24 protein-coding genes are annotated in these 26213 nt (G+C 64.0%); 12 read left to right on the plus strand and 12 right to left on the minus strand.

Annotation, left to right across the window (positions count from 1 at the left end; all coding sequences use genetic code 11):
- The first annotated feature begins 13 nt into the window (after window positions 1-13).
- Window positions 14-985, plus strand: a complete 972-nt coding sequence (locus O7A70_RS07345) for a hypothetical protein (RefSeq protein ID WP_337139783.1) — start codon at window positions 14-16, stop codon at window positions 983-985.
- A 15-nt stretch (window positions 986-1000) separates the two neighbouring features.
- On the opposite strand, the gene O7A70_RS07350 is transcribed toward O7A70_RS07345, so the two are convergent.
- Complete coding sequence (locus O7A70_RS07350; protein ID WP_337139784.1) at window positions 1001-1495, minus strand: YegJ family protein; 495 nt, start codon at window positions 1493-1495, stop codon at window positions 1001-1003.
- A gap of 437 nt (window positions 1496-1932) precedes the next feature.
- Here O7A70_RS07350 and O7A70_RS07355 point away from each other — a divergent pair, with 437 nt between their 5' ends.
- The 3 genes from O7A70_RS07355 (at window position 1933) to O7A70_RS07365 (ending at window position 4624) form a co-directional block, all read left to right on the plus strand.
- Window positions 1933-2175 (plus strand): DUF1344 domain-containing protein, encoded by a 243-nt coding sequence (locus O7A70_RS07355; protein ID WP_015316128.1) that lies wholly within the window; start codon window positions 1933-1935, stop codon window positions 2173-2175.
- Window positions 2176-2356: 181 nt separating this feature from the next.
- A complete protein-coding gene (locus tag O7A70_RS07360; RefSeq protein WP_337139785.1) occupies window positions 2357-3979 on the plus strand; it encodes an FAD-binding oxidoreductase in 1623 nt (540 codons plus the stop codon).
- A gap of 18 nt (window positions 3980-3997) precedes the next feature.
- Complete coding sequence (locus O7A70_RS07365; protein WP_337139786.1) at window positions 3998-4624, plus strand: hypothetical protein; 627 nt, start codon at window positions 3998-4000, stop codon at window positions 4622-4624.
- 7 nt (window positions 4625-4631) lie between these two features.
- Here the strand turns inward: O7A70_RS07365 and O7A70_RS07370 are convergent, their stop codons facing one another.
- The 4 genes from O7A70_RS07370 to O7A70_RS07385 all read right to left on the minus strand — a co-directional run bounded on the left by O7A70_RS07370 (window position 4632) and on the right by O7A70_RS07385 (window position 7874).
- The gene (locus O7A70_RS07370; protein ID WP_337139787.1) at window positions 4632-5153 is read right to left on the minus strand and encodes a hypothetical protein; all 522 of its coding nucleotides are present in this window, start codon (window positions 5151-5153) and stop codon (window positions 4632-4634) included.
- A gap of 135 nt (window positions 5154-5288) precedes the next feature.
- Window positions 5289-6287 (minus strand): alpha/beta fold hydrolase, encoded by a 999-nt coding sequence (locus tag O7A70_RS07375; protein WP_337139788.1) that lies wholly within the window; start codon window positions 6285-6287, stop codon window positions 5289-5291.
- Between the two features lie 15 nt (window positions 6288-6302).
- On the minus strand, window positions 6303-7433 hold the full coding sequence (locus O7A70_RS07380; protein ID WP_337139789.1) for a hypothetical protein: 1131 nt from the start codon (window positions 7431-7433) through the stop codon (window positions 6303-6305).
- Window positions 7434-7439: 6 nt separating this feature from the next.
- Window positions 7440-7874: a DUF4383 domain-containing protein gene (locus O7A70_RS07385; protein WP_337139790.1), complete on the minus strand. Its 435-nt coding sequence runs from the start codon at window positions 7872-7874 to the stop codon at window positions 7440-7442.
- Window positions 7875-8607: 733 nt separating this feature from the next.
- Here O7A70_RS07385 and O7A70_RS07390 point away from each other — a divergent pair.
- A complete protein-coding gene (locus tag O7A70_RS07390; RefSeq protein ID WP_337139791.1) occupies window positions 8608-9546 on the plus strand; it encodes a diacylglycerol/lipid kinase family protein in 939 nt (312 codons plus the stop codon).
- A 92-nt stretch (window positions 9547-9638) separates the two neighbouring features.
- Here the strand turns inward: O7A70_RS07390 and O7A70_RS07395 are convergent, their stop codons facing one another.
- Genes O7A70_RS07395 through O7A70_RS07405 form a run of 3 tightly spaced genes read right to left on the minus strand, consistent with a single transcriptional unit; the run spans window position 9639 to window position 13380 of the window.
- Complete coding sequence (locus tag O7A70_RS07395; protein WP_337139792.1) at window positions 9639-10556, minus strand: NAD(P)-dependent oxidoreductase; 918 nt, start codon at window positions 10554-10556, stop codon at window positions 9639-9641.
- Window positions 10553-11767: a mandelate racemase/muconate lactonizing enzyme family protein gene (locus tag O7A70_RS07400; RefSeq protein ID WP_337139793.1), complete on the minus strand. Its 1215-nt coding sequence runs from the start codon at window positions 11765-11767 to the stop codon at window positions 10553-10555. The genes O7A70_RS07395 and O7A70_RS07400 overlap by 4 nt, the downstream gene beginning before the upstream one ends.
- Window positions 11764-13380 (minus strand): GMC family oxidoreductase, encoded by a 1617-nt coding sequence (locus tag O7A70_RS07405; protein WP_337139794.1) that lies wholly within the window; start codon window positions 13378-13380, stop codon window positions 11764-11766. Before O7A70_RS07405 ends, O7A70_RS07400 begins: the two co-directional genes overlap by 4 nt.
- Before the next feature lie 204 nt (window positions 13381-13584).
- Here O7A70_RS07405 and O7A70_RS07410 point away from each other — a divergent pair, with 204 nt between their 5' ends.
- Together O7A70_RS07410 and O7A70_RS07415 are read left to right on the plus strand one after the other, a co-directional pair.
- On the plus strand, window positions 13585-14526 hold the full coding sequence (locus tag O7A70_RS07410; protein ID WP_337139795.1) for a phosphoribosylaminoimidazolesuccinocarboxamide synthase: 942 nt from the start codon (window positions 13585-13587) through the stop codon (window positions 14524-14526).
- Window positions 14527-14948: 422 nt separating this feature from the next.
- A complete protein-coding gene (locus O7A70_RS07415) occupies window positions 14949-15344 on the plus strand; it encodes an acyl-CoA thioesterase (RefSeq protein ID WP_027143305.1) in 396 nt (131 codons plus the stop codon).
- Between the two features lie 490 nt (window positions 15345-15834).
- On the opposite strand, the gene O7A70_RS07420 is transcribed toward O7A70_RS07415, so the two are convergent.
- The gene (locus tag O7A70_RS07420) at window positions 15835-16203 is read right to left on the minus strand and encodes a winged helix-turn-helix transcriptional regulator (RefSeq protein ID WP_140751139.1); all 369 of its coding nucleotides are present in this window, start codon (window positions 16201-16203) and stop codon (window positions 15835-15837) included.
- A gap of 90 nt (window positions 16204-16293) precedes the next feature.
- On the opposite strand from O7A70_RS07420, the gene O7A70_RS07425 reads away from it, so the two are divergent.
- Window positions 16294-16899 (plus strand): NADPH-dependent FMN reductase, encoded by a 606-nt coding sequence (locus O7A70_RS07425; protein ID WP_140712396.1) that lies wholly within the window; start codon window positions 16294-16296, stop codon window positions 16897-16899.
- A 228-nt stretch (window positions 16900-17127) separates the two neighbouring features.
- Here O7A70_RS07425 and O7A70_RS07430 read toward each other — a convergent pair whose 3' ends face one another.
- On the minus strand, window positions 17128-18387 hold the full coding sequence (locus tag O7A70_RS07430; RefSeq protein ID WP_337139796.1) for an RNA polymerase sigma factor: 1260 nt from the start codon (window positions 18385-18387) through the stop codon (window positions 17128-17130).
- Window positions 18384-18788, minus strand: coding sequence for a YciI family protein (locus O7A70_RS07435; RefSeq protein ID WP_337140204.1), 405 nt, complete (start codon window positions 18786-18788; stop codon window positions 18384-18386). Before O7A70_RS07435 ends, O7A70_RS07430 begins: the two co-directional genes overlap by 4 nt.
- A gap of 248 nt (window positions 18789-19036) precedes the next feature.
- On the opposite strand from O7A70_RS07435, the gene O7A70_RS07440 reads away from it, so the two are divergent.
- The 4 genes from O7A70_RS07440 to O7A70_RS07455 all read left to right on the plus strand — a co-directional run bounded on the left by O7A70_RS07440 (window position 19037) and on the right by O7A70_RS07455 (window position 24870).
- A complete protein-coding gene (locus tag O7A70_RS07440; protein ID WP_337139797.1) occupies window positions 19037-19963 on the plus strand; it encodes a DMT family transporter in 927 nt (308 codons plus the stop codon).
- A 332-nt stretch (window positions 19964-20295) separates the two neighbouring features.
- On the plus strand, window positions 20296-21777 hold the full coding sequence (locus O7A70_RS07445) for a family 16 glycosylhydrolase (protein WP_337139798.1): 1482 nt from the start codon (window positions 20296-20298) through the stop codon (window positions 21775-21777).
- A gap of 35 nt (window positions 21778-21812) precedes the next feature.
- A complete protein-coding gene (locus tag O7A70_RS07450; protein ID WP_337139799.1) occupies window positions 21813-23549 on the plus strand; it encodes a type I secretion system permease/ATPase in 1737 nt (578 codons plus the stop codon).
- Window position 23550: 1 nt separating this feature from the next.
- The gene (locus tag O7A70_RS07455; RefSeq protein WP_337139800.1) at window positions 23551-24870 is read left to right on the plus strand and encodes an HlyD family type I secretion periplasmic adaptor subunit; all 1320 of its coding nucleotides are present in this window, start codon (window positions 23551-23553) and stop codon (window positions 24868-24870) included.
- Between the two features lie 22 nt (window positions 24871-24892).
- Here O7A70_RS07455 and O7A70_RS07460 read toward each other — a convergent pair whose 3' ends face one another.
- Window positions 24893-26203, minus strand: coding sequence for a hemolysin family protein (locus tag O7A70_RS07460; RefSeq protein WP_337139801.1), 1311 nt, complete (start codon window positions 26201-26203; stop codon window positions 24893-24895).
- Between the last annotated feature and the right edge of the window lie 10 nt (window positions 26204-26213).

The raw sequence follows: 26213 nt of genomic DNA on the forward strand, positions 1-26213 counted from the left end.
TCGGCAGCGGGGGATGGCGATGGAAAATTTCATGCCGGGCGCGGCCGACATCGCGGCCATCAAGAAGGACATCGAGACCTACGAAACGAAAAGGGCCTCGGTGGCGCGCGGAGTCAGGTGGCGCGTGCCGTTGTTTGTTGGCCTGGTGGTCGTCTTCGTCGCGCTCATTGCCTGGCTGTTCAACAAGGTCGCCGATCCCCACGAGCAATGGTTCTCGACGCCGCATGTGTTTCTCTATGGCATCGGTTTCGTGGTGGCGATCGTGGCCTATTTCAGGGCAATCAGGCCGGCGGCGAGACTGCAGCAATCATTTCGCCAGACGCTGATGCCGATCATCTTCGGCTTCATTGGCGATATGCGCTACCAGCACGACGTGACGCCGCATTCCTTTGACCGATTGCCGCGCGAGACGGTCGGCGGCTTCACCATGAGCCGCTTCGATGACATCATCTCCGGCCGCTATGACGGATTTGCCTTCGAACTGTACGAAGCCGATCTTTGGGACGGAGGCGCCGCCAAGAACAAGACCACCACGTTCAAGGGTGTCGTCGTCGCTTTCGAGGCCATCGAGCTGTTTCCTGGAATATTGGTGGCGGCGCGACGTGCCACTGGCGTCATCGGCTTCTTCCGCGGCATGTTCGCGACCAGGATGCAGGAACTGCCGTCCGGGGTCCCTGAACTCGACGCCGCCTACGAGTTCCGCACCGACAATGTCGAGGCGGCACGGCCGCTGGTGACCGGCCGGCTGGCGCAGGCACTGAAATGGCTCGGAGAAACCTGGCCGGACGAGCCGGCGCGTGTCGCGCTCAATGGCGGCGACGGTTTTTTGCTCCTGCCGCAACCGAAGAACTTCTTCGAACTGCCTGATATTTCGGTGCCGCTGGACTACCAGACCCACGTCGCGCCGATGATTTCGGATATGGGCGCCATGCTGGCGACGGCGGCCTTGGTGAGGAAGATCGGCGTGAGGGACGGGGCGATTTGACAGGCCGAAGCAGGCTCAGCAGTCGAAGCCGTATTTGCCGCGCATATAGTCCGCCTCTTCCTTGGACGTTCTCTTGAACATCACACAGACGGTGAAGCTGCCGACCTGGTGGCCGTCCCTGGTGTACCCCCAGTCGGAAATATCGTCGCGCGTGAATTCGATATTCTGGCCGAGCACGACGTTGCGCACTTGCTCCGGTTCGTTCGCCAATATGCCGACGAATCCTGTTTCCGTGCGACGGAAGGGAATGACCCAGAAATGCTCGGAGACGTCGCCGTCCCGCACCTTGACCTTCAGCTTGAACCTGTCCGTGCCGGACGGAGGGGTTTCGGACAAGGCCAGGAATTCATCCAGGCGGGCGAGCGCCCGCGCGGTCGCCGCCGCCATGTCGGGATCATCAGGAGCAAAGATCATCGTCTTGTCGTCACCCGGATCGGCGCCTTGCGCGCCAGCCAGGCCCGGCAAGATCGCCAGCATCAGGGATAGGGTGGTCCGGACGGCGATTTTCATGGAAGTCCCCCTCTACGACAACGCGACACCATCCCGCATTCGCTTCCAGTTTGCAACCTGAGCGCGAAATTCGTCTCTGCCGAATGGAAGCTCGAGCCGGGCGCACGACATAAAATGTGTACCGATGAAAATCGAAGTCCCTGTTTCGTGATGCGGCCGGGCAGGGATTGCGGCGGCGGCGTGATCGCCGACGGCGCGAGCCACAATCCGTCAAACGACTCTTTTCGTGCGGAGAAGAGCCTTCCATCAGGGCGGGAAAGCTATCGGCGCCGAAGGGCGTGGACGCTATTGTGTCGGAATTAAGCCAATGATTTCCTTTGCGAAAATACACCCAACGTGATTTGCGGACAGTGCGCTTTCCGCCCCAGTCTCGGGCCGTTCGGTGCTGCTCTCTCCCAAGCGGTGCCGGAAAACCGAAACAGCACGGAGTGCTATCCATGAAGAAGACCCTCGCAACCACCGCCGCTCTGCTCGCCTTCCTCGGCACGGCCTATGCCGCGACCGTTCAGGGCACAATCCAGGCGGTCGATCCGACAACCAAGTCGGTCACCCTCGACGACGGCAAGATCTACCAGCTGTCGCCCGATGCGTCAGTCGGGAAACTGAAGGTTGGCGCCAAGGTGGCGGTGACCGTCGACGACAAGACCGGCATGGTGACGTCGATCAAGAAGGCTTCATAGCGACTCCTGACCGGACTTTTGAGACCCTGCTCCAATCTGGCCGGTTCCTTCGGGGACCGGCCATTTTCATTACCTTGGGCACTCACCGCCAGGCGACGACGGTGGTGAAGCGCCGTTCCGGCAGCGCCGCTATGGTTTTTGCCAAAAGGCCGCGCTATTCCTTGGCTGACGGGGGATCTGCATGGCCGAGGTACAAAAGGGATTTCGCCTGTCGCGGCGGCTGCTGCTGGGGGCGGCTGTTTTCGGCGGCGCGGTACTGTGGGGTGGTACCACCGTGGCGCGGCTGGCGCGAGGCCCGTCAGGGCCGAAGAACACCGGACGCATCGCCGATATAGACGGCATCGCGCTGCCGCTGAAGCCGATCGCCAGCCCGCCAGCCTTCGAACCGTCGCTGCCCTGGCTGGCAAAAGGCGGCGACATCAACGACGCCAGCGGCCTGTCGAGGACGCCGGTCTATGGCGTGGTCGAGGTCAGCGAGGAAGAGCACATCGCCAGGGCGCTGGCCTTCGCGCGCGCCACCGGGCTGAAAGTGTCGCTGGCGGCGATCCGCCATTCGATGGGCGGGCATGCCTTCGACGACAATGCGCTCGTTCTCGACCTCAGAAAGTTCAACAAGGTCACGGTGGACGCCGCGGCCAAGACAATGACCTTGCAGCCGGGCGCGTGCTGGCACGACATCCAGAACATGCTGCATCCGCGCTTTGCCGTGAAGGCGATGCAGTCGACCGACATCTTTTCGGTCGGCGGCTCGCTGTCGGTGAACGCGCATGGCATGGACCACCAGGCGGGCTCTGTGGCCGGCTCGATCCGCTCGATGCGGGTGATGCTGGCCGACGGTTCGGTGACCACCTGCTCGCCAGCCGACAACAGCGAGCTGTTCCGCCATGTCGTCGGCGGCTACGGCCTGTTCGGCGTGGTGCTGGAGGCGACGCTCGATATTGTCGACAATGCCGTCTACCGCACTTCGCGCGAGATTATCAAATCCGACGATTTCCCGAAATTCTTTGCCGAGGTGCTGGAGCCGAACAAGGATATCGGCCTGTTCTACGGCCATCTGTCGACGGCGCCGGGCAATTTCCTCGAGGACATGATCGTCTACCGCTACGACAAGGTCGCCGAGCAGCCGCCCGCCGACCAGCCGGCGCTCGGCGAACCCGATGGCGTCGGCCTGAAGCGGGTGATCATGAACATGGCCAAATGGGGCAGTGCGTTCCAGGAACTGAAATGGTTCACCGAAAAGACGCTGGAGCCGAAATTCGAGAGCTGCACGGTGCCGCGTACCTCCGCGCTTGCCGAGGGCGAGGCCTGTCTCGTCACCCGCAACAACCCGATGCACGATTCGGTGCCGTATCTGTTCAACGACCTCATGAGTGAGACCGACATACTGCACGAATATTTTATTCCTCGCGCCGCCTATGTCGAATTCATCGCGGAAGCGCGCGAGATCCTGCGCAACCAGGATCTGCCGGTGCTCAACGCCTCGGTGCGCATCGTCCACAAGGAGGACGTGGCGCTGACCTATGCGCCGGAGCCGGCCTATTCGCTGGTGCTCTATATCAACCAGCCCGCCGATGCCGATGGCAATACCAGGATGCGCGCGCTGACGCGGGCTCTCATCGACGTGACGATCAAGCATGGCGGGCGGTTCTTCCTGCCCTACCAGCTGCACTATACGGCCAAGGAATTGCTGGCGTCCTATCCCGAGCTGCCCGCTTTCCTGGCGGCAAAGCGCCACTATGACCCGACGGAACTGTTTTCCTCGACCTTCTACCGTGCCATCAAGGCGCTGAGCGGGACGGCTTAGCAGTCAGAGGAGAATTCCATGCGGATGGGATCAGCGGCGGCGGTGCTCGCCTTCGTCGCACTTTGCCCCGGACCGGCCGGCGCTGAAGACCTGAAAGCCTTCAGGCTGACGATCGACGGCAAGGCGGTTGATATCGATGCCGGCGAGAGCGCCCATGTGACGTTGCCGGACGGCAAACAGGTCGAAGTGAAGCTCGACAGGAACGATTTCGCGACCTTTTCCGGCGACAGTTTCTCCTTCAACCATCCGAGCGGCATTTCGGTGACCAAGACCGATCTCGGCGAGAACATCACGCAATATCTGATGGCCTCGGCGCTGGGCACGATCGTCGTGGTGCAGGAATACGGCAAGATGAACCCGGTGTCGCTGAACCAGCTGATGCTGCAGGAGATGACGAAGGAATCGGTCAAGGCGGGTGCCAAGCTGACGCAGCAGCCGACGACGCGCAAGCTCGCGGACGGCAAGGAATTGACCGGCATCACCGCCGAGGTGAAGACCCGCACCGACACCGCTTATTTCGAGATCGTCGGCTACGGTCTCGCCGACCAGGGACTGCTGTTCATCACGCGTGTCGCGGGCGAGGACGCGGCGACCGAGAAGCCGCTGATCGACAAGTTCTGGCAGAGCCTGAAGCTGAAGATGTAGGCGAGGCCTACAGCTTGCCCGGCACCAGGCCGGACAGCCAGTTCACGGAGCGCTTTGCCGCGTCGGCGGTCGCCGAGACGGCGCGGCCGAGATCGGTCTTGACCACGGCGTAGCCATTCTTCGTGCGATAGAGCACGCCGGTGCCGCCATCGACCACCTGTTCATAGGCGACGGGGCGCGCAGCGGCGGCGTCCAGGGCCGTCGTGGGCGATCCGACCGGGACGCTCGGCCGATGGCTGAGCTCCGGCGGCAGCGGGCTTTCCGTTCTGACGTTCCGGCTGGCGGGCTTCAGTTCCGGGCCCGACGCGATCGCAGCCAGGTGCGATGAGGACGCCGAACCTTTCGCGCGACAGATGCCGGACACCAGCGGATAGTTGAAATTGCGGTCGTGCAGGATCTGGCTTTTCATCGCGGCTTCGCAATCGGCGATGGTCGACCACTTGGCCGGCGTTTCGCCGATATATTCGCACAGTTTGGCGTCGCAGTCGCAGCCGACGATGGTCATGGCGACAAGGGCGGTCTTGATCACGGTCTCGTCCCTTCGAGATGCCCCCCGGCAGCCCAGTCAGGCGCATGTCGCGTTCCAGGCGACATGCATTCTCCATTGCGCGCGAACAAGGCGGGATTTTGGCTTCGACCGTGGAATGTGCGTGGCGGCGCGTGCCTACCCGGTGCCCGGCAAGGTCCGTCTGAGGAAATTGGCGATCAGCCGCACCACGTCGTGCGGGCGCTCGACCTGCGGGATGTGGTTGACGCCGTCGAGGACGGTCAGTTCGGCGTGTGGAAACAGCGAGGCGATCTCTTCGCCCTGGGCCAGCGGCGTGGTCGAATCCTCTCGCCCCCAGATGACGAGAACCGGCGGCGTGAAGGCGCGATAATTCGCCTTGTTGGCGGCAAGCGATTTCCGCTCGTCATTGTAGAGGCCGCTGAGCAGCCAATGACCAACGGCATTGGTGGTGCCCCTGACGTTCAGCGGGCGCGTGTAGATGGCGATGCGCTCCGCCGTGACGAGATCGTCGTCCTCGATGAAGCGGCGCAAGCCGATCCCGGTCATGAGCGGATTGGTGAAGGTCGAGGCAGTCAGGAGCTGGCGTGGCCAGTCCCTTTTCAGGAGGGATGCGAACGGCAGGGCCGAAGCCTCGGTCTGGCCGAGGCCAATCGCCACGTCGAGCAGGATCAGCGCATCGATGCGATCCGGGGCCGAGAAGGCGGCTTCGATCACCCCGCCACCACCATAAGAGTGGACGCCGACGCTGAAATGCCGAAGGCCGAGCGCGTCGGCAAAGCCAAGGACACGCCTGGCGTGAGCGGCGCGCGAATAGTCCTGGTCGGCCGGTCTTTCCGAATAACCGAAGGGCGGCATGTCGACGGCGATTACGCGGAAGCCCTGTTCACCCAGGGGTGCCGCGATATCGCGGTAGGTCTCGGCCCACGACGCCGTGCCGTGGAACAGAAGCAGCGGCGGCCCGTCCGGCGGTCCCCAGACCTGGTAGTGCATCTTCAGCCCGCCGACCGTCGCGAACAATGCTCCCGCCGGAGCCGCTTCCCGCGGCGACAGGGTCTCGCGAAAAGCCGCCGCGCCGCGAAAGCCGACGAGCGCCACCACGACCAACACGACCAGCGTGAGCGCGAGCCAGCCGACAATCCGGATCAGTCGACGCATGGCAGGACTGTCGCCTCAATAGTCGTAGACGTGTTCGAGCCTGGCGCCGGCCTTCATCAGCGACGGCAACACCAGATGCAGCTTGCGCACGGCCACGACCATGCCGGTGCGGCGCGTCGAGGGATCCGCCGGGAGCGGATAGCTGAACAGGATACGCATGCCTTCGGGAACGGCGATCGAATCGGTTGACAGCACCGTGACCATGATCTCGTCATTGCCACCGATCTCGACGAAGGAGACACCCTTGTCGATCAGCCGCGGGATCATGTCGGTGAAGACCTGATAGCGCTTGGTGACGAAGATGGTGCCGTCCGGGCCCAGGTCCCGTTCCAGCAAGGTGTCGGGCTCGTCGCGGGTGGCCTCGCCGACCGGCCCCTTTGCCCAGACATGGACATCGAGGAAGGCCGGGTCGGAAGTCGCGGCAAGCGCCTTTTTAATGAGATCGGCATAGCCTTGCTTGATGGTGTCGGCGAGGCCGAAGGCGAGCTTGCGTTCGCTGGTGCGAATGGGACTGTCACCAGGTGCCGGCTGCACGGCGAACAGCCCGGCGCGCTTTTGCGCATAGGGAAACTGGTACCACGGCACCTGGTCGAGAAAGCCTGCATAATCCGCCGCCACCTTGGCCTGGTAGATGTCGGCGGCGGTGCGCTTGCCCGATGCCGCCTCGGTGATGCGGCCGACCGTGTTCTCATAGGCCCATTGCAGGATATGCTCGATCGAGTGGCTGGTGCCGATGATGACCAGCATCTGATGGTTGGCATAGTTGAACTTGTAGGCGGAACTGGCGCGCATCACCGTCGCGTAATCCTGCCAGAAGCGGCCGACATAGGACCAATAGGGAAAGCCGCTCGGCTGGTCCTTGGCGACGAAACCGGCATATTCGCGCGCGGCGTAGACGATCGCCCATTCCGGATAGGTGAGGAAGGTCGATTCCTCAGGCCGCTGGTAGCCGGGGATCTCGGCGCGCACCTTGTCGGCCAGCGCCTTGGGCGGCGCGCCGTCGGCAATGCCGGGCAGCGGCGTCCTGTCGAGCGACGGCGTCGTCAGGAAGCCATAGGCGAGCCCGACGATCGGGATCAGGATAACGATGACGATCAGCCAGAGGATCGCCTTGATGATGCGCTTTATCAAGCGGAACAGGGCCATGGCCGGTCAGGCCGTGGCGAAGTGGTCGTAGATGCGCTTCGACAGCCAGAAGCCGATATAGACGGCGATGCCGCCGATGACGATGTGCGGCAGGTTGGCGAAGAATCGGGTTGGGAATTCGATGTCGTTGAGGGAGCGGAAGCCGTTGATGAAGATGCCGGCATCGAGGCAGCCGGACCCGGTGATCAACCCGAGCACGCCGTCGAACAGATAGACCGATCCGAACAGCTTGAAATAGAACACCGCCTGGCGATGCGAGATGAAGGCGGCGGCCAGCGCCCAGACGCCGGAAAAGGCATGCAGCAGGTCGTCGTACCATTGCAGCGAGAACAGGCCGAACAGGTTGCCGTCGGCATCGTTGAAGGCTGGAATGTAGCCGATGGCCACGACCGCGAAGAACAGGAATGCACAGGCGACGGCAAGCTTCTGGATCAATGTCATGAAGTATCCCCCTTCAATTGACGTCGAACGTTAGCTGATTTTGTTTCCGGTTGCAGCCCCAACCGGAAACACCGCAACAATTGTGTGGGAGAGCCAAAAAACAGTCGGCGCCGGGATTTCTCCCAGCGCCTCCCTGTCAGATCAGGACACGGTCGTGGCAGCAACTTCCGTAAAGTCGTCGCGCCATGCCGGCCTTGATTTTGACGGTCCTGCCAGAAGCCGCCCGAGGGCGACGTCCGTTCCAGACCACGCCGGTCTTGGCCCTTGCGGGCTTTGCCCTGCGTGCCATCGAAGGTTTTTGCCGTCCTTCATGGCAGCATCGGTCCGCCGTCGGCGTTGGCACGCTTTCCGCGGCCCCGTAGGTCTCGGCTTCCGTCCCTCGAACAGGCAAGCCTGCTCTCGCTTCGGGCCGTACGGGCCTCAGGAAATCCGCCTTTCACGTCGCCTTTCGGCTTGATGATCGGTAGCCGCCTGAGATGGGTTGAACTTACGCCGGGTAAGGGGTTTGGGGAATGGCCGCGCCCCTGTGGATAGCGGGATTATCGGGGACCGATGCCAGAAGCCAAGGAAATTCAGGCGCGAACGCCCTAGACAGCCTGCCCCGCCTTTCGGCGAACGAACCGGCGGTGCCCCCTTGCCCTGCCGACAGGCGCGGGTTTCAATGCCGGCTAAGATCGGGGCCGGCAAAGGATCGGGCGCGGCATGTCCGGCGCTTTCCGGGGGAGGATGCATAGTGAAGGTCGGGGTGGTGCTCAATCCGATTGCCGGTGGCGGCCGGCTGAAACGGCACTGGCCCGATGTCGCCGCCGCGCTGAAAAAGCACTTCGGCGATTTCGAACTGCGCGAGACGCAGGCCGAGGGCGACGCCGAGCGGCTGGCGCTCGATCTCGCGGCAAACGGCTTCGACCTGGTGATCGCGGCCGGCGGCGACGGCACGGCCAGCGAAGTGGCCGACGGCCTGCTGCAGGCCCGCGAGGAGGGCGGCAGGACAACCGAGCTTGGCCTGCTGCCTTGCGGCGCCGGCATCGATTTCGCGCGCGGCCTTGGCCTGCCGAAGGAGATCGACGCAACGCTGAAACGGATCGCCGACGCCAAGGCAAGGGCGGTCGATGCCGGCCGCATCTGCTATGTCGACGATCATGGCGCGCTGGCCAGCCGGCACTTCATCAACATCGCCAGCCTCGGCCTCTCAGGCGCCACCGACCGCGCCGTCAATGCCGACAAGCGCAAGGGCAGGATGTCGGCCAAGGCGCTGTTCCTGTGGCGCACGGTGGTCGAGTTCATCCGCTACCGCTTCCAGGACGTACGGATCACCGTCGACGACGGCGATCCGGTCGAGGCGCGGATGGCGCTGGTGGCGGTGGCCAACGGCAAATTCTTCGGCGGCGGCATGATGATCGCGCCCGATGCGGAGCTGACCGACGGGCAGTTCGACATCGTCATCCTGCGCGCTGCCGGCAAGCTGAAGCTGATCTGGGATATCAGGCTGCTCTATGGCGGCAGGCACCGCAACCATCCGGCGATCACCATCCTGCGCGGCAGGAAAGTGGTGGTCGAACCGCTCGGCGATGTGGAAAAGAACGGCGCACTGGTAGACATAGACGGCGAATCCCCCGGGCGCATACCGGCGACCTTCGAGATCCTGCCTGGTGCGTTGATGGTGAGATATTGATTGAGGGAGCTGAGAGTCTGATTCAATTGGTTGGTAAAGTGATTCCGACGCGCCGCTCAACGGTCTGATAACGCTCGATGAATTAACTGGCTTTAAACTTCCAGCTTGGCCGGAAAGCCCGGCGCGCGCAGATCGGTGCCGACAGCATCTTCGAGCAATTTCACGATCTGGGTCGACCAAGCGCTGCCGCCATAGGCTGCCTTGCCTTGCTCGAAGATCGCCTTGACGCGCGATGCCAGATCGAGCTGCACGCCGGATTGTTCGGCCATGGCGAGCGCGAAGCCAAGGTCCTTCAATGCCAGGTCCATGGTGAAGCCGATGTCGTAGGAGCCGTTCAGCACCAACTGGCTTTCGGTCTCGTGGACGAAGCTGTTGCCGGAGGAGGCAACGATGGCGTGGTAGGCTTGCGCGAGATCGAGCCCTCCCTGCTTGGCCAGCATCAGCGCCTCGCCGGCGGCGACGAGATGGATGAAGGCCAGCATGTTGGTGATGACCTTGATCACCGCCGCCGAGCCGATCGGGCCCATCAGGAACGACTTCGCGCACATAGCTTCGATCGCCGGGCGGTGTCGCTCGTAGAGGGCCGCATCGCCGCCGACCAGCGCGGTGATTTTGCCGACCGCCGCCAGATGCACGCCGCCGGTGACCGGGCATTCCAACGTCTCGACGCCCTTGGCCGAGGCGAGGGCGGCAAGCCGTAAAATCTCGTCGCGGCCGTTGGTCGACATTTCGATCCATGTGCCGTCCTTGGGCAGACCTTCCAGCAACCCGCCCGGACCAGCCAGCACCGCCTCGCTGACTTTCGGCGAGGGCAGGCACGTGATGGCATTGCCGGCGCGGGCGGCGGCCTCGGCCGGGCTGTTGGCGGCCGCGGCGCCAAGCGCGATGAGGCGCTCGACGGCGGCGGGATCGCGGTCGACAACGGTGACGGCAAAGCCGTTGCGGATCAGGCTGGCGGCAAGGTTGCCGCCGAGATGACCAAGGCCGATGAAGGCGTAGCTTTCGCTCACGGCATCAACGGTGTCTGCATCATCTGCAGATGCAGGTCCTTGCCGGCATAGGGATGGGCATCGCAGACCGCCTCGTTGAGCTCAACGCCGAGGCCGGGCTCCTTCGACGGGATGACATTGCCGTCCTGCCATTCGATCTTCTTCTTCAAGAGCGTGGCGTGGAAACCGTCCCACTGCTTCAGCGATTCCAGGATGAGGAAGTTCGGCAGCGTCACCGCGAGCTGGATGTTGGCGGCACCGACGATCGGCCCGCAATAGCAATGCGGCGCGACCTGGATGTGGTAGGCCTCGGCCATGGCGGCGATCTTCTTGGTCTCCAGAATGCCGCCGGAGCGGCCGAGGTCCGGCTGCAGGATGGTGGCGGCGCGGTTCTCGATGACGCGGGCGAATTCGGATTTCGTCGTCAGCCGCTCACCGGTGGCGATCGGGATCGAAGTCGCTCGCGCCACCTGCGCCATCACTTCGGGCATGTCGGGCGGTACCGGCTCCTCGAACCACAGGGGATCATAGGGTTCGATGGCGCGCGCCAGGCGCAGCGCGCCCGATGCGGTGAACTGGCCGTGCGTGCCGAAGAGGATGTCGGCGCGGGTGCCGACCGCCTCGCGGATCGCCTTGATCATGCGGGTCGAGACATCGATGTCGATGAGGCGCGGCTGGTGGCCGTCGAAGGCGGTGTAGGGGCCGGCCGGGTCGAGCTTGACGGCGTTGAAACCCTGCTCGACATATTCGAGCGCGCAGGCCGCCGCCATCTCCGGATCGTTGTAGACGTTCCTGCCGTCCGGCGCGTCCTCGGAATGCACGCTGCCGGTGTGCGGATAGAGATAGGTGTAGGAGCGCAGCGTCTCATGCACCTGGCCGCCAAGCAGCTTATAGACCGGCTTGTCGGCCTCCTTGCCGACAATGTCCCAGCAGGCCATTTCGAGTGCGGAAAAACAACCCATGCCGGAAACATCGGGGCGCTGGGTGAAGCCGGAGGAATAGGCGCGGCGGAAGAAATTCTCGATGTCGTGCGGATCGCGGCCGACGAGATAGCGCTCGGCCATGTCCTCGATCATCTTCGCCGTGATGTGGGCGGAGAAGGTGGCGTTGTAGGCCTCGCCATAGCCGACCACGCCGCCATCGGTGGTCAGCTTGACGAAGATGAAATACTTGCCGCCGATGCCGGGCGGCGGATTGCCGACAACCCAGGTCTTGACGTCGGTGATCTTCATGTGTGGTCCTCCAGAACCAGTTCGGCGCCCTTCCACCCGGTCATGACCGAGGCGGCGTTGGTGTTGCCGGTGATGTTGTCGGGAAAGATCGAGGCGTCGATGACGCGCAAGCCTTCGAGCCCGTGCACCTTGAGGCGCGGATCGACGACGGAACGGGAGGGGTCGGGGCCCATGCGGCAGGTCGAAACCGGGTGATAGACCGTGCCGGAGCGCTTCCTGAAATCGGTGATCAGGTCGGCGTCGGACTGGATCGACGGGCCGGGCAGCACCTCTTCGGCGATGATCTCGGCCATGGCGGGCATCGAGGCGATCTTGCGCACGAATTTCACCGCCGCCAGCATCTCGTCGACATCGGCGTTGGTCGAGTAGGCGTTGGCGACGATTTTGGGATAATCCAGCGGATTGCTGGAGCGGATCATGATCTCGCCGCGGCTCGACGGACGGCAGTTGGACAGGCCGATGGAGAAGCCCGGCCACGGATCCGGCGTCAGGATCGGGCGCTCGCCGTTCTTCGGGATGAGCGTCGAGAAGGCCTGGAAATAGAGCTGCATGTTGGGTCGGGAAAACGCCGGGTCGGTGCGGAAGAAACCGCCGCCATGGTTCATCGACAGCGACAGCGGGCCGGAGCGGGTCAGGATGTACTGCATGCCGACCAAAAGCTTGCCCCACCAGGGGCGCAGGATCTGGTTGAGCGTCGGCAGCTTGCCCTTGAAGGTATAGTTGATGCCGACGTGGTCCTGCAGATTGGCGCCGACATTCTCATTGGCATGAGCCACCGGGATGCCCAATCCCTTGAGCAATGCAGCAGGGCCGACGCCGGAGAGCTGCATGAGCTGCGGCGAGTTGATCGAGCCTGCGGACAGGATGATTTCACGGCCGGCGCGGGCCGTCTTGGTCTCGCCGTTCCGTAGATATTCGACGCCGACGGCGCGCTTGCCTTCGAACAGGATGCGGCTTGCCAGCGCATTGGTCTCGACGCGGACATTGGCGCGCTTCATCGCCGGGCGCAGGAAGGCGCGGGCGGCCGACATGCGGCGGCCGTTTTTGGTCGAGATCTGGTAGATGCCGACGCCTTCCTGGGCAGCGCCGTTGAAGTCGGGATTGAGCGGCAGTCCAGCCTGCTGGCCAGCGGCGAGATAGCGTTTGGTCAACGGGTGGACGGCGCTGGCTGTATCGCTGATGTGCAGCGGGCCGCCGGTGCCGCGCCATCGGTCGGCGCCGGCCTCGTTGTCCTCGAGCGCCTTGAAGGCCGGCAACAGATCATCATAGCTCCAGCCGGGATTGCCGGCGGCGCGCCAGTCGTCGAAATCCTCGCGCGCGCCTCTGATCCAGACCATGGCGTTGATCGAACTCGAGCCGCCAAGCAGCTTGCCGCGCGGCCAGTGGTCGACATTGCCGCCAAGGCCGGGATCCGGCTCGGTCCTGTAGTTCCAGTTGACGGTGGGATCGAAGAAGGTCTTGCCGTAGCCGAGTGGCATCTGCACGTAAAAGCGGCGGTCGCTGCCGCCGGCCTCCAGCACCAGCACCGAGAAGCGGCCCGAGGCCGACAGTTTGTCCGCCAGCACCGAGCCAGCCGAGCCGGAGCCGACAATGATGAAATCGTAGGTCTGCATGGCGGACGTCGGTGGCTCCTGAATGTGGCACCAACCTAGGCGCGGCGGGTCCGCCAAGTCGCCGGGCCTTCCGGCATCGGTTGTGAAAAAAGCGACTGGTATATCCGGCCGGGTTGCCGGGAATACCGACAATCACGCTTGATATGCATGGGGTCGACGGATTATGCGAGGGCATCGGCCACTCTGCGCAAGGCAGGAGAACCCATGCGTGTCCTGTCGGATGCTTTTATTCCCGAACTGCCGGGCTATTACAAAGGCAAGGTCCGGGAGAATTACGACCTTGCCGACGGCAGGCGCATCATCATCGCCACCGACCGTCTCAGCGCCTTCGACATCATCCTGACCTCGATCCCGTTCAAGGGAGAGATACTGACGCAGACGGCGCGGTACTGGTTCCAGGAAACGGCCGATATCTGTCCGAACCATGTGCTGGAATATCCCGACCCGAACGTCGTCGTCGGCACAAGGCTCGACATCCTGCCGGTCGAGATCGTCGTGCGCGGCTATCTGGCCGGCACCACCAGCACCTCGATCCTGACCCGTTACCGGCGCGGCGAACGGGAGATGTACGGGATGCGCCTGGCGGAGGGCCTGCGCGACAATGAGAAGCTGGCCGAGCCGGTCATCACGCCGACCAGCAAGGCGGCGGACGGCGGCCATGACGAGCCGCTGTCCAGGGCCGAGATCATCGAGCAGGGTCTTCTTACGCAGGAGCAGTGGGATACCGTTTCGAGCTACGCCCTGAAGCTGTTCGCTCGCGGCCAGGCGCGCGCCGCCGAGCGTGGCCTGATCCTGGCCGACACCAAATACGAATTCGGCACCGACAGGGACGGGACCATCATTCTCGCCGACGAAATCCACACGCCCGACAGCAGCCGCTACTGGATTGCGGCGAGCTACGAACAGGCGCTGGCTGATGGTACGCGGCCGGAGAGCTTCGACAAGGATTTCATCCGCTCGTGGGTGACGGCGCGCTGCGATCCCTACAAGGACCCGATCCCGAGGATACCGGACGAGATCATCGAACAGGCCTCCACCGTCTATTCCCAGGCCTACGAGGCGATCACCGGCAAGGCTTTCATACCTGACCTTTCCGGGGAGACCGTTCTCGACCGTATCCGCTCGAACCTTGCAGGTTATTTTTGAGAGGTGCGATCTCTCGGGAACCGCGTTCCCCGGCGATTGGGATAAACCCTCCCTGACACCCGAAAGCCGCCAAAAATCAGGCACAACCCGGCGAGCAACCAATTCCGCGTCGAGCGGTCGACCCCCACTCCGTCGCCGCTTCGCGGCGCCACCTCTCCCCCGATCGACGGGGTAGAGGAAGGGGCGCTAGCCTTGCCCTGCCAGGCTCCCTTCCTCTCCCTCCGGAGGGGGGAGAGGTGGCGCTGCGAAGCAGCGACGGAGTGGGGGAAGCCCGCTCCAAAACCCGAAGCCGCTGAAAATCAGGCACAACCAGGGTTAGCCTATGGCCCTATAGAGGGAGGAAACAGCAGCCGCGGCGCGTTGACCTATTCCTGTAGCGGCGATACGGGATCGATGACCATCACCACTTGAGGATTCTGCCCATGGTGCAGTACGCGGATGGACGGCCGATCGGAGACCTGACGCTGCGCACGCTGGCCATGCCTTCGGACGCCAATGCCGCCGGCGACATTTTCGGCGGCTGGGTGATGGCGCAGATGGATCTTGCCTGCGGCATCCGCGCCGCCGAGCGCGCCAGGGGTCGCGTGGTGACGGCGGCGGTCAAGGAGATGTCCTTCGCCAAGCCGATGAAGATCGGCGACACGCTGTGCATCTACACCCATGTCGAACGCGTCGGCCGCACCTCGATGACGCTCAAGGTCGAGGCCTGGGCGCAGCGCTATCTCTCCGACCTGATGGAAAAGGTCACCCACGCCGATTTCATCATGGTGGCGCTGGACGGCGAGGGCAAGCCGAAGGCCGTTCCAGCCGAAAGCTGATTCGATACCGCCAATCCGGACATTTGTAACATCGCCCGTGCAAAGCGATGCGGTCAGCGACATCCTGCCGTTGCCTCCACGGCCAATTCTGCGGGCGTCGGAGGAAGACAATGCGTCAACGCCTATTGAACGGCTGGCTTGCGGTGGCTCTCGCCGCGCTCGCATGCCTGCTTGCCATAACCGCTTATGCCGAAGTCAAACAGGACCTTGGGCGCACCGCCTGTCTGGGAGGCACGGCTGGGGTGAAGGAGCGGACAGTGACGTGCGCGATCTGCAGCCCGACGCCTTGCGGGGCCATGGCGCGAAGAGCCTGACCGGCTGCCTTTGGAATGTGGTCACCGCCGCGCGTGAGCACACCTTGAGCGCCATGGACAAAATTCCCGGATCTCTTCGGCGAACCAGGACTTCTCGTTCAGGGAACCATGACTTCGCCTTAAAACGCGAAGCGCCGCTCAGTGCGAAACTCCGGACTCCTTGCCGCGCAAGGACTTCAGGCTTGCATCTCGTCGAATCTGGCGCGCGCCGACTGAACGCGCTGGGTGTTCTTGCGGGCCCATTCGCCGAGCGCGCCGACCGGGACCAGCAGCTCGTGGCCAAGCTCGGTCAGCTCGTAATCGACGCGTGGCGGGATGGTCGGAAACACCTTGCGGGTGACGAAGCCGTCGCGCTCCAGGCCGCGCAAGGTGGTGGTCAGCATCTTCTGCGAGATGCCGCCGACGGCCGCGCGCAACTCGTTGAAACGCAGCGGTCCGCGGCCAAGCTTGCCGACCACGAGCACGGTCCATTTGTCGCCGACGCGCTGCAGGATCTCCGACACGGCCCGGCAGTCCTCGGTGTTATGCGGGTGCCTCAGTAACAAAAACGTGCCTCCTTGCGCGCCGGTTTGTCAGTATCACATATGGCGCCGGTATCCAAACGATACCAAAAATTCCCGCAAGGAGAGCCCCTTATGTCCAAGCCCAAAATCGCCATCGTCATCGGTTCGACGCGCGCCGCCCGCTTCGCCGACGTGCCGACGCAGTGGATCGCCAAGATCGCCAAGGCACATGCCGATATCGATGTCGAAATCGTCGACCTGCGCGATTTTCCGCTGCCCTTCTTCGATGAGGTCGCGTCTTCCGCCTGGGCGCCGTCGCAGAACGAAGTCGCACAGCGCTGGCAGAAGAAGGTCGCCGGATTCGACGGCTTCATCTTCACCGCCGCCGAGTACAATCACGGCCCGACTGCCGTGCTGAAGAACGCCATCGACTACGCCGCCAACGAGTGGAACAAGAAGCCGGCCGGCTTTGTCGGATATGGCAGTGTCGGTGGCTCGCGCGCCGTCGAACAGCTTCGTCTCCACGCCGTCGAATTGCAGATGGCGCCGGTCAAGTCCGCCGTCCATATCGCCTGGGGCGATTTCCTTGCCGTCCGCCAGGGCGAGAAGAAGCTCGAAGATCTCGAGCACCTGAATCAGGCCGCCGCCGCGCTGGTCAACGACGTCGCCTGGTGGGCCAAGGTGCTGAAGGCCGCTCGTGCCGCCGATGCTATCGCCGGGGAAGCCCAGGCGGCCTGATCCGCCGGATCGGATTGTCCTCCCAAGGTTACGGGCGGTGCTTGCGCCGCCCTTTTTTGTTGGGGTTCTTGCAAAGAAGTTGCGGCGCGCCTGAAAGTTAGCTTGAAACGCCGCGCCGCACCAACCAAACCGCTTGGCGTTGCGGCGGATGCATAGGAGGTGAACTGTCACCGGACGTGCTGAGGGGCCAGCCTGCCCATGCGGTTCCAACTGGCGGCGAACGGACAGCTAAAGGGCGCGACCGGCTGCCCCCGCGGCGCGGGCGAGCAGCAGGGCGCGTTCCCTGTCGTTGCCGGTCAATTGGGCGGCGTGGCGGAACGCGGCACTGGCTTCCGCCTGATGGCCGAGCTTCTGCAGGAGATCGCCGCGCACCGTGGGCAGGAGATGCGAGTCTTTCAGGCGCGGCTCGTCCTTCAGCGCCTCGACGATGGCAAGGCCTTGCGCCGGGCCGAACGCCATGCCGACCGCCACGGCGCGGTTGATTTCGACGATGGGCGAGGGGGCCGTGAGCGCAAGCGCCTGATAGTAAGCCGATATCGCGATCCAATCGGTGTCGGCGGCAGTCACCGCGCGGGCATGGCAGGCCGCGATCATCGCCTGCAGCAGATAGGGTCCAGGCGCAGATGTCAGGGCCATGGCGCGGTTCAGGCCGTCGAGGGCGCGCCGGATGAGCGACCAATCCCATCGGCCGCGATCCTGGTCGAGCAGCAGGATCGGGTCGCCCGCTTTGCCGGTGCGGGCCACGAAGCGCGAGGCGTTGAATTCCATCAGCGATACCAGCCCCTGCACCTCGGGCTGATCCGGCATCAGCGCCGCCAACGAGCGGCCGAGGCGCAGCGCTTCGCCGCACAGGTCGGCGCGCAGCCAGTCCAGTCCGGTGGTGGCCACATAGCCCTCATTGAAGATGAGATAAACCACCTCCAGCACAGCACTGAGGCGTTCGCGCCGCTCTTGCGCCCGCGGCGTCTCGAACGGGATGGCGGCATCGCGAAGGGTTCGCTTGGCGCGCACGATGCGCTGGGCGGCGGTGGCTTCGGGCACCAGGAAGGCGCGGGCGATCTCCGGCGTCGACAGTCCGCCCAGCAGCCGCAAGGCGAGTGCGGCACGCTGCTCGGTGGGCAAGACGGGATGACAGGCGGTGAAGATCAACCGCAAAAGGTCGTCGTCGATATCCTCGTCGAGCGCCGCCTCGATGTCGGGCATCTCGCGCTCCAGTTCGGTGAGGTCTACGGCGAGTTCGCGATGCTTGCCGTCGATCATGGTGGTGCGGCGCAGCCGGTCGAGCGCGCGGTTCCTGGCGACCTGCGTCAACCAGGCGGCCGGATTGCGCGGAATGCCGTCGCGAGGCCAGCGCTCCAGCGCCAGCAGGAAGGCGTCCTGCGCGATTTCCTCGGCCAGCCCGACATCCCTGAGAGTGCGTGCCAATCTGGCGGTGAGCTTCGGCTGCTCGATCCGCCAGACGGCTTCGATGGTTGCGTTGGGGGTCAATCCTTCAGCCTGCCGAGGCGGTCCGCCACCTTCTGGACGTCCTCGGGAAATTCGCTCATTTCAAAGACCTGGCGGATTTCGATCACGTCACTCTCCCCCGCGGGGCAGCGGCGGGCCCATTCGATGGCCTCGTCGCGCGAGCGTACATCGATCACCCAATAGCCGCCCAGAACTTCCTTGACCTCGGCGAAGGGGCCGTCGACCACCACAGGCTTGCCGCCCTTGAAGCTGACCCGCGCCCCGGAGGATGGCGGATGCAGGCCGTCGAGCGCCAGCAACACGCCGGCTTTCTTCAGCTCGTGATTGTATTTCATCATCCCTTCCACCGCCTCGGCGCCGGGCATGACATCGGGCGCGGCGTCCGCGTAGCCGGCGGGGATCATCAGCATCATGAACCGCATGGTCTTTCTCCTGGGTTGGGTTGGTTCAATCATATGACGAACGGGCAATGGCGAAATCGACACGCGCGGCAAGAAAGTTCAGGTCGCCAGCAGTTCAGTTCGCCAGCAGTTCAGGTCCGCAGTAGTCGTGCCCCCAGTAGTCGTGCCCCCAGCCAGGCCACAAGCCGGCTTGGTTGGACCGCCATATCGGCGGGGCTGCCATCTGGCCCCGCCGGTCGGCCCTGATATATCCGGCTGCGATCCATCACATGAGGGGCCTCGTGAAGTCATCCAGCCTGGCAGGCGCCGTTTCTCCCATGGTCCCGGTGCTTGTCTGCGCGCTTGGCATCTTCCTCCTGTCGGGGATGGACGCGGCCATGAAGGTCCTGGTCATCGCCGTCGGCGTCTACAACACGGTGCTGTGGCGCAGCATGCTCGCGACCGTGGTTGCGGGCGCCGGCTGGTCGGCGGGGCCGCGCACGCTGCCCACGCCTTCCGTGCTCAAGCTGCACGCATTGCGTGCCGCCGTCGTCGGCGTTGTCTTGCTGTCCTTCTTCTGGGGGCTCGCCAGACTGCCGCTGGCGGAGGCGATCGGATTGAGTTTCGTAGCGCCGCTGTTTGCCCTGCTGCTGGCCGCGCTGCTGCTGGGCGAACGAATCCAGCGCCAAGCGATCTGGGCATCGCTGGCCGGCATTGCGGGCGTGGCAATCATCGTCGGCGGCCAGTTCGGGCAGACAAGCCATGCCAGGGATGCCTTGCTCGGCACGGCGGCGGTGCTGGTGTCGACGGTGTTCTATGCCTACAATTTGATCCTTGCGCGGCAGCAGGCGCTGTTGGCCAAACCGATCGAGATCATGCTGTTCCAGAACCTTTGCGTGGCGGTCATCCTCGGTCTCGCCGCACCCTGGCTCGCCATTGCCCTGCCGCGCGAGCTCTGGCTTCCGCTGGCCGGAGTGACGGCACTGTCGCTCGCCGGCCAGTTCCTGATGAGCTGGGCCTACGCGCGGGCCGAAGCGCAGTATCTGATCCCGACGGAATACTCCGCCTTCATCTGGGCGATCGCGCTTGGCTTCCTCTTCTTCGACGAGGCGGTGACCTGGACCACGCTGGCGGGAGCGGGCCTCATCGTGGCCAGTTGCCTGATCGCGGCACGTTCAAATCCCAGGCTTGCCGAGCCGATCGAAGCCGCTGTCTGAGGGCGTAAGCTTCCCGCCCCACCGCAGGATCTGGCGCCGAGAAGGGAGGCAGCGATGGGCCGGGTGGATACCCTTCATCCAATATGGATCCTTCATCTAAGTAGATCCTTTGCAATTTCTGGTTTATACACAATTTTACTAAATAGCTGCGATTAAGCGACGCTCTCTTCACGGATAATAAGTATATGTCTTCGGAAAGATCGATGTTATGGTGGATTGTGTAATGATTCCCCGGAACGATATCGTTCCTTTCAGCATTGATCCAATGCGGCCATCCGAAGTTCGTATCGAACGATTCGAGCTGGCCCGGCATCGCGAGGAGGATTTATCCGATGAGCTTCTTCGTCAACGCCGTGGGTGTTCCTCTTCCCTATAGCGGCACGTCCAACCACTGGTACTCAGCGACAGGGGCCGGGCCGGACATGTACGGCAGCGCCGGAAACGATTCCTTCTGGGGAGCAGGTGGTGTCAACGTCACGATGCACGGTGGCACGGGCGATGACATCTATTACCTCTATGGGGCGGGCAACAAGGTGGCCGAGGCCGCCGGGGCAGGCATCGACACGATCAGCACATGGATGAGCTACAAGCTCCCCGACAATGTCGAGAACCTCATCGTCACAAACCCCAATAACTACGCCTTCGGAAATGGGTTGGACAACATCGTCACCGCCACGGCCGGGCACCAGACGCTGGACGGCGGCCGGGGAAACGACGTTCTGATCGACGGCGGCGGCGGCTACGACACCTTCATCATCTCGAAAGGCAACGGAAGCGACCTGATCGCCAATTTTGCCGCCACCGACACCGTCCGCCTCAATGGCTATGGGTTCACGTCGTTCGACGCCATCCACTCGAACATGGTCCAGGCGGGATCGAACGTGCTGTTGAACCTCGGATCCGGCGAGATCCTCGAGTTCAAGGATACGACCGTCGACAAGCTGCATTCCAACCAGTTCCAGTTGCCGATCGACATGTCCGGAATGAAGCTGTCCTTCAGCGACGACTTCAACACGCTCAATCTTCACAATGCCCAGGGTGGCACATGGGATACCAATTTCTCATGGGGGGCGCCGAACGGCAGCACATTGACCGGCAATGGCGAGCTGCAATGGTACATCGACGCCAATTACGGGCCGACGAGCTCCGTCCATCCGTTTAGCGTGAACAACGGCGTGCTGACCATCACCGCCGCGCAGGCGCCGGCCGACATCAAGCCCCTGATCAACAATTACGAATACACGTCAGGCATCCTCAACACACACAGCACTTTCTCGCAGACCTACGGCTATTTCGAAATGCGCGCCGACCTGCCCGAGAACGCCGGCGCCTGGCCGGCCTTCTGGCTGCTGCCGGCAGACGGCTCGTGGCCGCCGGAACTGGATGTGATCGAAACGCGCGGACAGGACCCGAACTCGTTGATCATGACGGCGCACTCGAATGAAACGGGAACGCACACCAAGGTGACGTTGACGGTGAATACCATGGATACCGCCGGCTTCCACACCTATGGTGTGCTGTGGACGCCGGACAAGCTCGTCTGGACCTATGACGGTGTCCAGGTCGCGGAAACGGCGACGCCGTCCGATATGCACAAGCCAATGTACATGCTGGCCGATCTCGCGGTCGGCGGCATTGCCGGCGCGCCTCCCGATCATCTGGCGACGCCTGCCGAGATGAAGATCGACTACATCCGCGCCTATACGCTGGACAACGCGCCGGCGAGCGCTCTGCACCTCACCAGCAGCACCGCCACGCACAGCATCGCCAGCAGCACGCAGCACGGCGGTTCCGAATTCGGGGGCCACGTATAAGGTCTCGGGATCATGCAGCGGCGGGAAATGCGGAAATGACTGAACCCTCCGGCCTGCGGCCGGTCCTCATGCGCGCCATCGCCGATGTCGGCGTCTTCTCGCTGCTGATCAACATACTGCTGTTGGTGATTCCACTCTACCTGCTGCAGGTCTATGATCGCGTGCTGCCGTCCTCCAGCGTCGAGACGCTTGTCTATCTTTCGGCCATCGCGGTTCTCGCGCTCGCCTTCCTCGGGCTGCTGGACGCGATCCGCGCCGTTTACACGCAGCGCGTCGCGGCGGCCGTCGACCGCAAGCTGGGTGCCAGCATCTTCGCCGTTTCCCTCGGCGCAAGATATGCCGGCGGCCTGTCGCCGCTGCGCGACCTCGCCTCGGTCTGCGCCTTCATCAGGTCGCGCGGCGTGGCGGTGTTGTTCGACCTGCCCTTTGCCCCTGTCTTCCTCGCCTTGCTCTATCTCATCCATCCGGTGCTGTTCTGGGTGACGGTCGCCGGCGCGGTGCTTCTGCTTTTCCTGGTCGTGGCCAACCAGCTTGCCATCGGCAGGAACGATGCCTTGTCCACGGAGCGTTCGGCCTTGGCCAGCCAGGCGGAACAGGCCTTTGCCCGCAATGCGGAGACGCTGCGCGCCATGGGTATGGTGGAGAACGCCGCGCGGGTCTGGGGACGGCATGTAGGGGCGGCGCTCACCTTCCATGACCGTTCCTCGAGCGCCAATGCGATCTTCAGCGGCGCCTCGCGGGCGTTGCGCATGATGCTGCAACTGGCGATCCTCGGCGCCGGCGCATGGCTGGTGCTTCAGGGGCAGATGACGGCCGGCATGATCTTCGCCTCTTCGCTGGTCTCGTCGCGCGCGCTGCAGCCGCTCGACCAGCTGATCGGGGCCTGGCGGCAGATCGCCGACGCCCGGCGGGCGTGGGCACGGCTGGAAAAGGCGCTTGCGGCACGTCCGGCCGGGTCGCGAAAACTGATCCTGCCCGATCCGGCAGGCGCGATTTCCGCGCAGGACGTTTTCTTCATGGCGCCGAATGCCCGACCCGGCACGGAGCCCCTCCTCAAGCGGCTGACCTTTGCGATCGGCGCCGGCGAAGCGTTGGCCATCGTCGGCCCGAGCGGGGCCGGCAAGTCGACGCTGGCGAGGTTGCTCGTGGGTGCCGCCCAACCGACCGGCGGCTCAATCAGGATCGACGGCGCCGACCTCGGGACCTGGGACGAAAGCCAGCTCGGAAAGCATATCGGCTACCTCTCGCAGGAGGTCGAGCTCTTTCCAGGATCGATCGCGCAAAACGTCGCCCGCTTCGACCCGGAGGCGGACGACGGAGCGATCGTCGAGGCGGCAAAGCGCGCCCAGGTGCATGAGTTGATCCTGGCGCAGCGCGACGGCTACCAGACCATGATCGGCCCGTCGGACAGGGCGCTGTCGGGCGGCGAGCGCCAGCGAATAGGGCTGGCGCGCGCCTTCTACGGCAATCCGCGGTACCTGGTGCTCGACGAGCCCAGCTCCCATCTCGACGGTAGCGGCGAGGCCGCGCTCGAGGCGGTGCTTTCGGCCGCGCGGACGGCGCGCGTCACGGTCGTCGTGATCACCCATCAGCCTTCGATCGCCGCCGCTTGCGACCACGTGATGCTTTTGCGCGGCGGCATGATCGAAGCCTTCGGTCCAAGCGGCGAGGTGCTGCGGCGCTCGGTCACCGGCAAGGCGGTCCAGCAGAGCACGGTGGTGACCGGGTCGTTCGCCCCGACGATCCGCGCGGGTGGCAGTTTCGGATCCTGAGATGACGACACGGAGCCTCGCCTGGGACAGTCAGCCACGCACCGACATAAGACGCGTGGCCCTCACCGGCTATGCCGCCATAGCGCTGCTGGCGGGCGGCTTCGGCTACTGGGCCGTCAGCGCCCCCTTGGCGGGAGCGGTGATCACGCAAGGCACGATCTCGGCAACCGGCGGAAACATCCAGATCCAGCATCGCGAGGGCGGTATCGTCCAGGCGTTGCTGGTCCATGAAGGCGATCGCGTGCAACTGGCCCAGGATCTGATCGTGCTGGACCCAACGGCCGCGCAGGCCGAACTCAACCGGCTGACGAGACAGTCGATCGCGCTCAGGGCGAGTGCGGCGCGGCTGGAGGCGGAACGCGACGGGTTGGACAGGCTGGCGCCAATCACCGAAGCGGCGCCGGCACCTTTCCAGCCCGATTTCGAGATCCTGATTCGAGAACAGCAAAAGGAATTCGACGCCAGGCTCGCTCGGTTCCGGTCGGAAAAATCGATCCTGGCACAACGGGTCGCCATGCACCGGCAGTCGGTGGTGGGGTTACAGGCCCAGAAACAGGCCGTTCAGCAACAAGCCGAAGTCGTAAAGAAAGAACTCGGCATCAAGACCGGCTTGCTGGACAGGGGCCTCACCAACCGTACCGAATACTCCCAGCTATTGCGTAGCGAGGCCGATCTCGTCGGGCAAGCCGGAGCGCTGGAGGCCAATCTCGCGACGGCCAACACCCAGATCGTCGAAGGCCAGGAGCAGACCGAGCGCCTGACCACGCAACGCGTCGAGGAGGCGCTGACGAAACTGGACGACGTTCGCTCCAATCTGGCCGACGTCGACGAACAGATCAGGGCGGCGGAGGCGGTGCTGCGGCGCACGACGATCAAGGCGCCGGCAGCGGGCATCGTGGTGTCGTCGACCTACAATTCCAAGGGCAGCGTGATTGCCCCGGGCGAGAAGATCATGGAGATCCTGCCCACTGCGTCGGGCCTGGTCGTCGATGCGAAGCTGCGGCCGAAGGACATCGATCAGGTCCGTGTCGGCCAGCCGGCGAAACTGCGATTGTCCGCGTTGAACTCACGGCTCACGCCGGAGGTTTCAGCCACCGTGACGCAGATTTCGGCGGATCGGCTCATCGACCAGACCACGCGTGAGCCCTATTTCCGCGCCAAGCTGACGATTGCCGCCGACCTGCCGCCCGGCGTGAGGCGCGATCAACTTTATCCCGGCACGCCGGTCGAGGCGTTCATCAGCACCGGCGACCGGACTTTTTTCGAGTATCTCGCGCGGCCGATGCTCGATTCATTCGCGCGCGCCTTCGCTGAGCAGTAGATCTCTTTACACATTTGAACGATCAGCGTGCCATCTCGCGGTGGCCGCTGGGCAGGCGGGTGGCGATCAGCTTGTCGATGCGGCGTCCGTCGAGGTCGACCACCTCGAAGCGCCAGCCCTGCGCGTCGACGCATTCGCCGGTCGCCGGCAGATGGTGCATGTGCGACAGCACATAGCCGGCGACGGTCTCGTAGTCGCGGTTCTCCGGCAGGTCGATGCCCAGCACCTCGGCCATCTCGTCGGCCTGCATGTAGCCGGCGAGCAGCCATGAGCCGTCATCGCGCTGGACGGCGTTTTCCTCCTCGCCGGCCTCGAGGTCCGAGCGGAAGACGCCGGTGATGGCTTCCAGAATGTCGGCGGGGGTGACGATGCCTTCGAAGTGACCGTATTCGTCATGCACCAGCGCCATCGGCACGTTGCTCTCCTTCAGCTTCTGCAGCACGTCCAGCGCATCGGCCTGGTCGTGCACGATGGGTGCCGCGCGCACATATTTGCGCGGGTCGAGCGCGCGGCCGCCGAGCAGTGCGGCCAGCACGTCGCGTGTCTGGATGACGCCGATCATGGCGTCGACCCCGCCGTCGCCGGCGGGCAGGCGCGAATGCTGGGTGTCCATCAGAAGCTTGCGGATCGTGGCTTCGTCGGACTGCAGGTTGATCCAGTCGACATCGGTGCGCGGCGACATGACGGCGCGCACGGCGCGGTCGCCAAGCCGCATGACGCCGGCGATCATGCGCCGCTCGTCGGATTCGATGGTGCCGTGATGCTCGGCCTCGGCGACCAGCATCTTGATCTCCTCGTCGGTGACCTTTTCCTCGCTTTCGCCGCGATGGCCGAGCAGCCAGAGCACGGAACGGCCCGAAATATCGAGCAGGAAGACCAGAGGGGCCGAGACGGAGGCAAGGATGGTCATTGCCGGGGCCGCGCGCGCCGCGACCCGCTCGGGATCGCGCAACGCAATCTGCTTGGGCACCAGTTCGCCGATGATCAGCGAGGCATAGGTGATGATGGCCACGACGATGCCGACGCCGAGCGGATCGGCGATGTTCTCGCGGATGCCTGTCGAAGCCAGATAATGCGCCAGCCTCTGGCCGAGCGTGGCCCCGGAAAAGGCGCCCGAGAGCACGCCGACCAGCGTGATGCCGATCTGCACGGAGGACAGGAATTTGCCCGGATTGGAACCAAGCGCCAAAGCGCGGCCGGCGCCTTTGACGTTGCGGTCGATCATCGCCTTCAGGCGAGCCGGCCGCGACGAGACGATGGCGAGTTCGGACATCGACAGAAGGCCGTTCACGCAGATGAGGACGACCACGGTGGCGATTTCAACGTATAGCATGAGGGCTCAA

This window comes from Mesorhizobium sp. Cs1299R1N1, assembly GCF_037179655.1.
Taxonomy (GTDB): domain Bacteria; phylum Pseudomonadota; class Alphaproteobacteria; order Rhizobiales; family Rhizobiaceae; genus Mesorhizobium; species Mesorhizobium salmacidum.

What these genes read in the sequence shown, in the direction of transcription:
- O7A70_RS07345 (WP_337139783.1), top strand. Translation starts at nt 14, where the DNA reads ATGGCGATGGAAAATTTCATGCCGGGCGCGGCCGACATCGCGGCCATC.
- O7A70_RS07350 (WP_337139784.1), bottom strand. Translation starts at nt 1,495, where the DNA reads ATGAAAATCGCCGTCCGGACCACCCTATCCCTGATGCTGGCGATCTTG.
- O7A70_RS07355 (WP_015316128.1), top strand. Translation starts at nt 1,933, where the DNA reads ATGAAGAAGACCCTCGCAACCACCGCCGCTCTGCTCGCCTTCCTCGGC.
- O7A70_RS07360 (WP_337139785.1), top strand. Translation starts at nt 2,357, where the DNA reads ATGGCCGAGGTACAAAAGGGATTTCGCCTGTCGCGGCGGCTGCTGCTG.
- O7A70_RS07365 (WP_337139786.1), top strand. Translation starts at nt 3,998, where the DNA reads ATGCGGATGGGATCAGCGGCGGCGGTGCTCGCCTTCGTCGCACTTTGC.
- O7A70_RS07375 (WP_337139788.1), bottom strand. Translation starts at nt 6,287, where the DNA reads ATGCGTCGACTGATCCGGATTGTCGGCTGGCTCGCGCTCACGCTGGTC.
- O7A70_RS07380 (WP_337139789.1), bottom strand. Translation starts at nt 7,433, where the DNA reads ATGGCCCTGTTCCGCTTGATAAAGCGCATCATCAAGGCGATCCTCTGG.
- O7A70_RS07385 (WP_337139790.1), bottom strand. Translation starts at nt 7,874, where the DNA reads ATGACATTGATCCAGAAGCTTGCCGTCGCCTGTGCATTCCTGTTCTTC.
- O7A70_RS07400 (WP_337139793.1), bottom strand. Translation starts at nt 11,767, where the DNA reads ATGAAGATCACCGACGTCAAGACCTGGGTTGTCGGCAATCCGCCGCCC.
- O7A70_RS07405 (WP_337139794.1), bottom strand. Translation starts at nt 13,380, where the DNA reads ATGCAGACCTACGATTTCATCATTGTCGGCTCCGGCTCGGCTGGCTCG.
- O7A70_RS07410 (WP_337139795.1), top strand. Translation starts at nt 13,585, where the DNA reads ATGCGTGTCCTGTCGGATGCTTTTATTCCCGAACTGCCGGGCTATTAC.
- O7A70_RS07415 (WP_027143305.1), top strand. Translation starts at nt 14,949, where the DNA reads ATGGTGCAGTACGCGGATGGACGGCCGATCGGAGACCTGACGCTGCGC.
- O7A70_RS07425 (WP_140712396.1), top strand. Translation starts at nt 16,294, where the DNA reads ATGTCCAAGCCCAAAATCGCCATCGTCATCGGTTCGACGCGCGCCGCC.
- O7A70_RS07435 (WP_337140204.1), bottom strand. Translation starts at nt 18,788, where the DNA reads ATGCGGTTCATGATGCTGATGATCCCCGCCGGCTACGCGGACGCCGCG.
- O7A70_RS07440 (WP_337139797.1), top strand. Translation starts at nt 19,037, where the DNA reads ATGAGGGGCCTCGTGAAGTCATCCAGCCTGGCAGGCGCCGTTTCTCCC.
- O7A70_RS07445 (WP_337139798.1), top strand. Translation starts at nt 20,296, where the DNA reads ATGAGCTTCTTCGTCAACGCCGTGGGTGTTCCTCTTCCCTATAGCGGC.
- O7A70_RS07450 (WP_337139799.1), top strand. Translation starts at nt 21,813, where the DNA reads ATGACTGAACCCTCCGGCCTGCGGCCGGTCCTCATGCGCGCCATCGCC.
- O7A70_RS07455 (WP_337139800.1), top strand. Translation starts at nt 23,551, where the DNA reads ATGACGACACGGAGCCTCGCCTGGGACAGTCAGCCACGCACCGACATA.
- O7A70_RS07460 (WP_337139801.1), bottom strand. Translation starts at nt 26,203, where the DNA reads ATGCTATACGTTGAAATCGCCACCGTGGTCGTCCTCATCTGCGTGAAC.